The organism is Desulfurobacteriaceae bacterium (assembly GCA_039832905.1).
Taxonomy (GTDB): domain Bacteria; phylum Aquificota; class Aquificia; order Desulfurobacteriales; family Desulfurobacteriaceae; genus Desulfurobacterium.
The window spans coordinates 1-10,313 of record JBDOLX010000116.1; the positions used below are offsets into that span (position 1 = coordinate 1).

Below are 10,313 nucleotides of genomic sequence, written 5' to 3' on the forward strand. Positions count from 1 at the left end.
AACCGCCTGCTTGAAATCTTGAAGAAGAGATATCCCAAGCTTGTAGAAGACGCTTTAAATGCGGCCGGACTTGGTACGATTCACAGGGTAATCTGTAATCTTTTAAAGGAAGGCATACCTGTTAGGGACATGATTTCCATCCTTGAGACAATAGCCGATTATGCTCCGCACATTAAAGATGTTGATCTCTTAACAGAGCAAGTAAGAAAATCCCTCTCTAAGGTTATAACCTCGCTTCTTAAAACAAACGGAAGCGTTAAGGTGATAACACTTTCTCCCAAGTTTGAGGAAAAGCTTAAGAACTCAATAATTCAGACTGAAGAGGGTTACCGTATAACTCTTTCTCCGACAGAAATCAAAAAGCTTGTGAATGAAATAAACCAATTAATACCGCGCTTTCTGGAAGAAAACGCCATACCTGTCCTTTTAACTTCTCCCGAGCTTAGGCGATTTGTGGCTAATATAATAGCTAGACATATACCTTCTTTAAAGGTTATTGCCTACGATGAACTTGCAGATAACGTAAAAGTTCAATCCTTAGGAGTAGTTGGAAATTGAAAGTAAAAACTTACAAAGGAAAAAGTCTTACCGGGATTATAGAACAGCTTAACAAAGCGTTTGGTAACTCCTATGCCATTTTGTCGGTTAACCATAGGTGGAGGTGGAAGTTCTTTATTTTCCCAAGCCGCGAAGTTGAAGTTGTTGTAGGAATTGAAGAGAAAAAAGAAAAAAGTGTTCAAGAATTCGCCCAAGAACCTCTGATTCAGGTAGCAAACTATGAACCACTAGAAAGAATAATTGAAAACTTTCTGGCAAGCTTTAAAAAACCCCCTCCTGTAGGTGAAGGAAAAGCTTTGGTGTTCTTCGGTCCAACCGGTAGCGGGAAAACCACCCATATAGGAAAAACTTACATAGACCTTGTAAGTAGCGGCTTAAAGGACATTGCGGTTATGAGCTGTGATACTTTTAGGCTCGGAGCTATAGAACAACTCAAGATATTCTGCGGAGTGGTTGACACTCCGTTTCAAGTTGTTTACGAGCCTGAAGAGTTTCGGGATATGGTGGAGTTTTTGTCAGGACATAAGGTAATATTGGTAGATACACCGGGAGTATCAGTTTCTTCTAAGAATATGGAAGAGTTAGTAAAATTCTTAAACGCAGCCGAAACTGTAAATATTTTTACTTTAGATGCGAGCAAAGAGTTAAGTGTTATCAAAAAATACCTCGAAGCTTTTAACGGAATGATTGACGGAATTGCTTTGACAAAACTTGATGAAGTGGATGAAGCGAAACTGATGGAACTGAAGCAAGTCATAGAAGATTATCCGGTTTACTCTGTTTCCTACAGACAAAATTTGACAGAAGGGTTTAGAAGATTATGGCAGTAACGGTAGGAATAGCAAGCGGCAAAGGGGGTGTCGGGAAGACGACTCTAGCCGTTCTATTGGGGCTGACTTCTGCCTTTTACGGTAAGAAGACTCTGATAATTGATACAGACGTCGGAATGGGAAATGTGAATATAATGCTCGGTGTTGGCTATAAAAATTCTCTCCTTGATTGCTTGAGTAAGGGAGAAAGCTTGGAAAGCGCAATAGTAAAACTTGAAAATAAAGGATTTAAGAACTTAGACATAATACCGAGTGGAAATCTTGATGATAACGTATTTAGTTACTCAAAAAAGACAGTAGCTTATTTTTTTTCAAGACTTGCAGGACTTTTACAGAGCTACGATGTAGCTATATTTGACCTCGGAGCAGGGGTAAACAACTTTTTACTCGGCGTATTAGCTTCGGTAAACCATCCAGTCCTTGTCGTGAATCCTGAACCTCCTTCAATAGTGGATGCCTATAGCTTAATGAAACTGTCTTATTTAACCTACGGAGTCAGGCAGTTTAACTTTGTAGTTAACAGAGCTGGAGAAAAGGAATTTAGAAGAGTGAAGTTAAAGTTTGAAAGTATGAGAAACTTTCTGCCAAAGGTAGAGATGAATTTCTTAGGTTACATGCCACCCATAAAGAACTTGCACCATGTTGTCAGCTCTATGAAGTTTGCCGAAGCTGTAAAGAAGAATTCTAAATTGAGAGAAAAGGTTCTTGATATTTTCAAGGAGATTGTTGATGTTTCTCAGAAAGAAGAGAGAGGAAACTTTTTCACCAAACTACTGAGAATGCTGGATAGATAATGCCTCACTATAAGAAAGAGGAAATAAGGGTAGAGGATTACATTCCCTTAGTGAGAAAGATAGCTTCTTCTATATATAAACGTCTACCGGATTATGCAGGGGTTGAATTTGAAGACCTTGTAGGAGTAGGTTATGTAGGTTTAATGGAAGCTAAGCACCATTTTGATGAAGAAAAAAATGCAAGTTTCGGAACTTACGCTTCAATAATAATAAGGGGTAGAATTCTAGATTATCTTCGCAGTCTTGATGTACGAACAAAAGAAGAAAAAAAAGAGGAAATAAACAGGAGAAAGACCATCAGCATAGAAGAGTTTTTAAGTGATTCTGTTAAAGAAGACCGTCTGAGCTTTTTGGGAACTGAAGATAACAACATTCTTGAAAGGATAGAAAAGGAAGAACTTGTAAACTTAGTAGCTGAAGCAATAGATTCTGTGCTGAATGATAATGAGAAACTGGTTCTTTCTCTTTTTTTCAAGGAAGGATTGAAACAAAGAGAGATAGCAGATATAATGGAGTTAACTCCGGCAAGGATTACCCAAATAAAGAAAACAGCTTTGAGAAAAGTAAGGGAGCACCTAAAAAGACATGGAATATAGAGTCGTTTTCGATACTAACCTATCACCGGTTGAAAAGAGTGGACAGTTTCCCTTAGAAATTCTGGTAATTATTGGGATAATAGCTCTTTTTTCTCTTTTTTCTTGGATTTCCTGCAGGAAGAGAATCAATAAAGTGGAAACCGAGTTCTCACTTTTAAAGAGTAAAGTCAACAAAGTACATCTTACTTTCCTAGAACTGGCTTCTAAGTTCTCAAATAGGACTTCTTCATCTAAAGAACCCCCTCCCAAAAGCAAGAAGTTAACCGAGTCTGATATTGACAGGATAGCAGATATTATGATTTCAAAAGCTCCTGTAAAGATAAATAGGGATAGACTAAAAGAATTAATAGCAAAGGGTGATATTAAAGCTCTCGCAAAAGCTTTAAAGATGAGCATTTCAGAGGTGGAAATCCTTTTCAAACTTTAACATCCACAAGAACGGTTACTATTTGAGAATCCTCTTCTACTTCATCATCTAAGAATTTAGAACTCTTAGCATTGCGAAACATTTGAGAGAAGGCTCCTTGTTCTTTTCCCCCAGAGTAGGCAAAAGCTAAGGAGATATTTGAAAAGCCAAGACTTGAAAGAGTATTGGCCAAATTCTGAAGGACAGCCGGACTAAAATGAAGATTCCCGTTTTGAGAGTTCGTTAAGAACAGAATTTTTGCCATTCCAAGACGATTATTTAAAAGGACTCCGACAGAGCTTCCTTTGGTTACTTCTGTATGAAACTTTACCACTCCTTTCATAGGTTCATAGTGGGATTTAACGAATTCTTTAAGAGTCTGTGGTTCATCAGTTTTGGTGTTGCCGGAAGACAGCTCTTGTAATTCTTTAGGTTTAATATTGTGGTCTACGGGAAGCTCATGGTTTCCGCTGTTTGCATTTAAAAGGTTGTTTTTTCCGGATTTTGCTACCGATCTGTTCTTTACGAATCTTTTAAGAGTCTGTGGTTCGTCTGCATGCTTAAGAAAATTAAGAAGCTTCTTAGAAATTTTTTTTGTTGATAGGACAGGCAAGGTTGTTTTTTTTGTTGCAAGAAGGTGAAGGCGTTTAGACACTAAGGAATGGAAATTTTCAGATTGTAGGGAGCAAGAAATCTTAGGTAACACAGAATAGGAATCTTTGGAAAGGCTGACGGAAAAGATAATTTGTTGTACTTTAGACTGTAAGAAGTGATAGTTTTTAAGAGATATGGAATTGGAACTTTCGGGTGGTTGGAAATTTTTGGGGGTACTGAAACTGTGGAGTTTTACCATATCTTTATAGAAAAAACCAAAAAACGAATCACAAACTCCCCCTCCCTCCTTTCTTTTAACACTACCCTCTACCTTTTTGCACGAAACGGAATAAATGACTCTCTTTTGGCCGTCTATACGAGCCTTTGTCTTTAAATTTATTGCGCACTTATGAGGCTCTTGAAACTGAAGGAAAGAACTCAATAGCTGAGAAAAAGGTGAAGATTCTAAAGAGGCATTAACCTCTTCGTTAAAGCGAGAAACTCGCCTTCTCAGTTGCGAGAAAAGCTCATTTTTTTCCAAAAAAACACCCTTATGAGGCATTTTCACTTTTCTCCTTTCTAAGGCCTTTTAGGTATTCTTCATCCAATTTCTCAAATATCAATTTGGCTCTTCTGGGAACGATAGAATAGAGAAGCTCTACAACTTTCGCCGCTTGTTTTACCTCCATACTGGCAAGCAGGTTGGCGGCCTGCATGGAGTTCATGTGAAGCAAAAGAAAAGCAACTACGTGAGGTTTAACGTTTGATAGTATTTGCCCCCCTTCATCAGGAGGAAGCCTCGAGACAAGTTTGTAAAGTTTTTTAACCTCAGGGGAAAGAGGTTGTGCTTGAAATTCAGACTGAAAGGCTTGGGAAGCTCCGTAAGAAGCTTCTCTCTGCCTCTTAAACCTTTCATCTAAAACGCTCAAAAGAAAAGACAAATCATCTTTTAAAGTTTGTAGAAATTTCTCTTTCACTTTCAGCTTTGCTTCTCTCTCTCGGAGCTCTTTCTCTCTATTCTTTAAAACTTTTACAAGTTCAGGAGGAGGCTTTTCCAAATTTTTTTCTATACTACTTCCGAAAGCACTCACAGGTAGCAGGAAAAATACTAAAACTATCACTTTGAACCATCTTTTAACTCGTGTATACTCGTCTAAGGTCAAAGTCTCTTTTCTCCTCTCTTCTGAGGCAATTGCTTCCTCCAACTTTTTTTCAACCGATTTAAAAGATATCCCCTCTCTCTTTTTCTCTCTCAGTCTTTCTTCAAGTTCTTTCTCTTTTCTCCTTTCCGTTTCTATCTTAGCGGTAACTTCTTTAAGCTTCAAAGATAAGGAATCAATATAAGAAAGAATTTCTGATATCTCTTCTGCAGAGAGAATCGTTTCTTTCAGCTTACTGGTCCAGCCGTCTATTTCAGCCCTAATATTCAAAAGCTCTTCCTGAAAAGAAAGTATCCTTCTACGGACACGAGCCAAATCCTCTTTTATCTCCTTTTCTTCTTCAAGAAGAAGCTTTCCAACCTTCCTTATTGTCTCAAACTTTCTTCTCAAGAATTACTCCTTCTTAAGAGGACATAACTTTTTGGAGCAGTTTCAAACTCTCTTCAAAGGAATACCTTTCAGACGGCTTCTGCTTTAAAAATTCTACCATCTTTGGATAAAGCTTTATGGCCCTGTCTGTCAAAGGATTTGCCCCCATCTTGTAAAGTCCCAAAGAAACTACGTCTTTCACCTTCTGATACTCTGAAAACATAGATATAAAATCCTGTGCAAGTCTAAAATGCTCATCCGTAACTATCTGTATCATAAGCCTACTTATGGACTTTGAAACATCTATGGCAGGAAATATTCTTTCATTTGCTAACTCCCTTGAAAGGACTATATGGCCGTCAAGTATAGAAACTGCCGCATCCGCTACAGGGTCGTTCTTTATGTCATCTCCTTCAACAAGAACAGTGTAAATACCGGTTATACTCCCTCCGTTTTTGAAGTTTCCGGCTCTCTCTAAAATTTTTGGCATAGAGAGAAAAACAGAGGGAGGATAGCCTTTAGTGGTAGGAGGCTCTCCCATTGCCAAGCCAACCTCTCTTTTGGCCATGGCATACCTAGTTAAAGAATCAACCAGCAGTAAAACATCCTTTCCGCAGTTTTTAAAATATTCAGCATGAATGTGAGCAAGCTCCATAGCCCTTATTTTTACAAGGGGGTGGTCATCTGAAGTCGAAACAACAACCACCGACTTCTTAAGCCCTTCCTCTCTGAGAATGTCCTCTATAAACTCAGTAACTTCTCTACCCCGTTCACCAATCAGGGCTATTACGTTGACATCTGCCCTTGCATTCCTTGCTATCATTCCAAGTAAAGTACTTTTTCCTACTCCTGCCCCGGAGAAAATACCTATTTTCTGCCCTTTACCTAAGGTCAAAAGCCCATTTATGGCCTTCACTCCCACATCCAAAACTTGAGTTATTCTCTCTCTGTCAAGCGGATTTTCAGGCTCTGTATCAAAAGGCATCACGTCCTCAAACGAAATTGTCCCTTTCCCATCTATTGGTCTATTAAAGGCATCTATTACGCGTCCTAAAAAACCACTACCTACCTTCACAGACCTCGAAGAAGAAAAGGGATAAACTTCAGCCTCTGCATCAAGACCGCTTATTTCACCAAAAGGAGCAACACAAGAAACACCGCGAGAGATAGAAATCACTTCTCCTAAGAGCTCCTTTCCCTCTCTCGTTCCTATAACAACCGCATCCCCTACTTTTAAACCGGGAAGAGAGACTTTAATAGCATTCTCTTTGATTTCAAGAATCTTTCCCCTTAATCTGTAGGGAAGAAATCCCTCAAACATTCATGTTCTCCAAAAGATATTTTTTTAATTCTTCAAGTTTAGTACGCAAACGCCCGTCAATGTCTATCGATTCCGTTTTTACAACAACATCTCCAGGTGAAAGTTCTGGATCTTCCTCAAAAACTAACTGGAAATTCCTTTCTAATCTTTTAAGTTCTGGATGTGAATTAAGAAGATTTTCAAACTTCTTATAGTCTTCCGGACTAAGATACACAAGTTTTACACCTGAAGAAGAAGTTAGGAAAGAGGAAACTATTTCTTTTAGAGAATTGAGAGCTACTTCCATAGAGTTCTTTCTTATTTCCGGAAGTAGTTTATTAATGACCGCAAACACAAGCTCCACTATTAAATCACGCGAACTGCGTAAAGCTTTTTCATAAGAAGCTTGTGTCTCCTTAAGCTTCTCAGAAAGAGCAGAGATAACATTTCCAACTTCCTTTACAACCTCATCTCGTCCGGTCTTTATCCCTTTTTCAAATGCTATTCTTTCTCTTTCGGAAACTTCCTTTTGAAACCTCAACGTCAACTCTGCTATCTGTTTTTTTAGCATTTCGTTTTCTTTTGAAAGCTCTTCCAACTTCTTTGAAAGCGCCTGTTCCTCTTCTCTTTTTTTTAAAACCTCTGAGTCATCCCCCGAACCAAGAAGCCTAAACATCTCTATTTCCCTAAACAGGAACTTTTTTCTCTTTCAACTTGAAAACAAAGGCCAGAATCTCTGCAACAGCTTTGTAAAGTTCCTCCGGTATTTCCTCTCCGATATCAGCAAGCTGATAAAGAGAACGCGCTACTTCCGGCTTCTCAACTATAGGAACATCGTTCTCCGTTGCTACCTTAACAATTCTTTTGGCTACCTCATCCACTCCTTTAGCAACAACGTAAGGAGCATCCTTTTTTTCAGGTTCATATTTCAAAGCAACTGCATAATGGGTAGGGTTTGTAATCACTACGTCGGCTTTCGGAACCTCTTGCATCATTCTTCTCATTGCCAGCTCTCTCTGTCTTCTTCTGATAGCAGCCTTTACCTCTGGCCTTCCTTCCCGTTGCTTATACTCTTCCTTTACTTCTTGTTTTGTCATCATGAGTTTTTTCTCATAATCCCACTTCTGGTATGCAAAATCTAAAGCGGCTATTACTATATAAAGTAAAACTGCATAAAAGAGCAATTTCATGCATTCCTTAGCCAGAAAAGAAAGGATTAAAGCGGGTTCCGAATACACAGAGGATATAAACTCTGGAAAATCATGTTTCAGTATTAGGAAAACGACTATACCTACGACTCCTAACTTTAAAATCCCTTTAAAGACCTCAAAAAGTGTCCGCAGAGAAAACAGCCTCTTTATTCCCTCTACGGGATTCAGCTTATTAAAGTCCGGCTTTAGGGGATAAAGCGTAAAGAGAAAACCAAACTGTCCAACATTTGTGGCTATTCCGATAATCATCAAGAGAAGCATAACCACTACACTAACTTTCAGATATACATAGAATGCCTCCTTCGTAACATCGGTAGGAAACAGATAAGGACTGTTCTCCATAAAATAGCGGTAGCTGTTTAAAAGAAGATTGGCAAAATAATTCCCAGCAAAATATAGAAGAAGAACAAAGAAGAGCATAATTCCAGCGGTGTTAACATCAGTACTCTTGGCTACTTGCCCATGTTCCCTCGCCTTTCGTCGCCGATATGGCGTCGCCTTTTCAGTCTTCTCTCCTGCACTTCCGTTGGACACTTAGAACTTCCCCGAAGGTTTAAAAGATTTTACCAAAATTCCCAGAAACTCCGCATTCTTTATAGACACCTCCTATGCGGTAAGGAGAAGACCAGTGAACTACTCTTCAGTGAACTACCTACGACTAAAGTCGTAGGCTTCTGAGGGAGTTTGGTAGGTTATCCCTACCCTTATCCCTCCGGGCGGGTTCACGCCACCCACTACTCCTATCCCCGCAAATCGCAGGGATTCGGAAATACCTTCGCTTAACTTGTAGATTCTTACCTCGACCACTTTTTTGAGTCCCGTTACAAGGTCAAACCATCTCTTCTTGAACTTCCTTAAAATGTTCCTCGCTCCGTTAACGTCTGCGTTGATGAGTCCTTTAATCGGTGATAGGAAAAGTCCCCTCTTTATCCTCCTTCCGTTACCCCTACTTTCCTTTTTAACTCCCGCTCTTCTATCACAGGAGTCGGTAACGGAAGTATAGCTCTCGTCTATCAGCTTAACTTCTATCCCTAACTCTTTAAGCTTGTATGTCAAGTATTCCGTTACCTTCCCGTGAGGTAACAGCTTGAACATCTGATTTACAAGGTCGGGTAGGTTATTTTTCTTGTTTTTTGACTCTTGAACTTTCCCTATCACCACCGTCTTAACGTTGTTTAAAACCGCAAGTTTTGTTATGAGACTGCTTACCTTGTGTGCATAGTCCCTCAAAAGGTTCTTAACATTTTTCCAAAGTTTATGGAGTTTCCTTTCTAACTGAATCGTCGGAAGTCCTTTGTTCTTAAGGTTGTCAAGTCTTTTTTGAAGGTTAAATATCTTCTTGAGCTTTTTCCTGAGAAGTGTTTTTAATCCTCTACCGTTTATGATGTAGGAAACTGGATTCCCTTCTACCACACAGGTTGCAAAGTTTGAAATCCCGTAGTCTATTGCTAATACTTTGTCTCCTTTGGTTTCAGCTCCTGGAATTTCTTTCTCATACACTACCACCAGCTTAAAACTTACGCAACCGTAGGACTTATACGGAACTACTTGAACGTTGAAAACTTTAAGGTTCTCTAAGTCCTTATACCCTGTCTCTATCCATAGGTATTCAGGAAAAAATCCAAATTTTTTAAGTATGTGTTCTTTTAAGCTCTTTGATAGTGAGAGTCTTATCCGGCTTCCTTCAATCCTGAATCCTGTTTTGTCCCATGTTACTACTCTATGAGGTGTTTCAGGATTTACGTAACTTGGCGGTTTGACGGTTTCTATTCCCTTCTTTTTGAATTTTTCAGGATTTTCTAAAAACTTGAAAAAGTTTTTCCATCCTCTTGACAGTTCGTCAAGGACTATCTGAGCAGAGCGCGACTGCAGGGAACGCAGGTGTAAGGATGCATCCTTGAGTTTGTTGTATAGGTCTCTATAGTCCGGTTTTGCTAATCCGTTCTTTACGAAATAGTTAGCTTGATTCCAAAGTTTCCCAGCGTGGTAGGTGAGATATCCGAGTATTACCTGCTGTTCTATACTTAAGTACTTTAGTTCAAAAACTATCGCTCTTTTTACTTTCCTTGACATTCCTCTATGTATCTCCTAATCGTTTCAGCAGATACATTTCCAGTAGTCCCAACGTAATAGGATGGTGTCCAAAGGTGTCCACCCCAGAGCTTCTTTTTAAGCTCTGGAAACTCTTTAAATAGCTTCCTTGCTGTTATTCCTTTGAACAGTTTTACAAGAGTAGCTGGAGCAAACTTTGGATGAGCAGAAACGAAAAGGTGAACGTGGTCGGGCATTATTTCAAGTGCAAGTATCTCAAAAGCATATTTATTCGCTATCTCATGAATTAGGGTTTCCAGTCTTTCTGCTACTTTTCCTACCAAAATTGACTTCCTGTATTTCGGTATCCATACTATATGGTATGCTGTATGATAGACACAACCCTTGGTGCATTTAGCTTTTACCATACTCTTATGGTATATTATCGCTGAGTCAAAGTCAAC

At 39.1% G+C, this 10,313-nt stretch carries 12 protein-coding genes; 5 read left to right on the forward strand and 7 right to left on the reverse strand.

Annotated elements, in window-relative coordinates:
- From ABGX27_09040 to ABGX27_09060, 5 genes are all read left to right on the forward strand, one after another.
- Window positions 1-558, forward strand: a 558-nt coding sequence (locus ABGX27_09040) for an FHIPEP family type III secretion protein (protein MEO2069633.1), incomplete at its 5' end; no start/stop codon positions are given.
- Window positions 555-1,388 carry a hypothetical protein gene (locus ABGX27_09045; protein MEO2069634.1) on the forward strand — a complete coding sequence of 278 codons (834 nt, stop codon included), beginning with the start codon at window positions 555-557 and terminating at the stop codon, window positions 1,386-1,388. The genes ABGX27_09040 and ABGX27_09045, both read left to right, overlap by 4 nt.
- The gene (locus ABGX27_09050; GenBank protein MEO2069635.1) at window positions 1,379-2,182 is read left to right on the forward strand and encodes an AAA family ATPase; all 804 of its coding nucleotides are present in this window, start codon (window positions 1,379-1,381) and stop codon (window positions 2,180-2,182) included. The genes ABGX27_09045 and ABGX27_09050 overlap by 10 nt, the downstream gene beginning before the upstream one ends.
- A complete protein-coding gene (locus tag ABGX27_09055; GenBank protein MEO2069636.1) occupies window positions 2,182-2,778 on the forward strand; it encodes a sigma-70 family RNA polymerase sigma factor in 597 nt (198 codons plus the stop codon). Before ABGX27_09050 ends, ABGX27_09055 begins: the two co-directional genes overlap by 1 nt.
- Window positions 2,768-3,205, forward strand: coding sequence for a hypothetical protein (locus ABGX27_09060; protein MEO2069637.1), 438 nt, complete (start codon window positions 2,768-2,770; stop codon window positions 3,203-3,205). The genes ABGX27_09055 and ABGX27_09060 overlap by 11 nt, the downstream gene beginning before the upstream one ends.
- Here ABGX27_09060 and ABGX27_09065 read toward each other — a convergent pair.
- The 7 genes from ABGX27_09065 to tnpA all read right to left on the reverse strand — a co-directional run bounded on the left by ABGX27_09065 (window position 3,195) and on the right by tnpA (window position 10,277).
- Window positions 3,195-3,839, reverse strand: coding sequence for a hypothetical protein (locus tag ABGX27_09065; GenBank protein MEO2069638.1), 645 nt, complete (start codon window positions 3,837-3,839; stop codon window positions 3,195-3,197). The genes ABGX27_09060 and ABGX27_09065 overlap by 11 nt on opposite strands.
- A 490-nt stretch (window positions 3,840-4,329) precedes the next feature.
- The gene (locus tag ABGX27_09070; protein MEO2069639.1) at window positions 4,330-5,328 is read right to left on the reverse strand and encodes a hypothetical protein; all 999 of its coding nucleotides are present in this window, start codon (window positions 5,326-5,328) and stop codon (window positions 4,330-4,332) included.
- A gap of 13 nt (window positions 5,329-5,341) precedes the next feature.
- The gene (locus ABGX27_09075) at window positions 5,342-6,628 is read right to left on the reverse strand and encodes a FliI/YscN family ATPase (GenBank protein MEO2069640.1); all 1,287 of its coding nucleotides are present in this window, start codon (window positions 6,626-6,628) and stop codon (window positions 5,342-5,344) included.
- Window positions 6,621-7,283, reverse strand: a complete 663-nt coding sequence (locus tag ABGX27_09080) for a FliH/SctL family protein (protein ID MEO2069641.1) — start codon at window positions 7,281-7,283, stop codon at window positions 6,621-6,623. Before ABGX27_09080 ends, ABGX27_09075 begins: the two co-directional genes overlap by 8 nt.
- Window positions 7,284-7,293: 10 nt before the next feature.
- Window positions 7,294-8,352: a flagellar biosynthesis protein FlhB gene (flhB, locus tag ABGX27_09085; GenBank protein MEO2069642.1), complete on the reverse strand. Its 1,059-nt coding sequence runs from the start codon at window positions 8,350-8,352 to the stop codon at window positions 7,294-7,296.
- Between the two features lie 114 nt (window positions 8,353-8,466).
- On the reverse strand, window positions 8,467-9,891 hold the full coding sequence (locus ABGX27_09090; GenBank protein ID MEO2069643.1) for a transposase: 1,425 nt from the start codon (window positions 9,889-9,891) through the stop codon (window positions 8,467-8,469).
- Complete coding sequence (tnpA, locus tag ABGX27_09095) at window positions 9,876-10,277, reverse strand: IS200/IS605 family transposase (protein ID MEO2069644.1); 402 nt, start codon at window positions 10,275-10,277, stop codon at window positions 9,876-9,878. The genes ABGX27_09090 and tnpA overlap by 16 nt, the downstream gene beginning before the upstream one ends.
- Window positions 10,278-10,313: the final 36 nt, after the last annotated feature.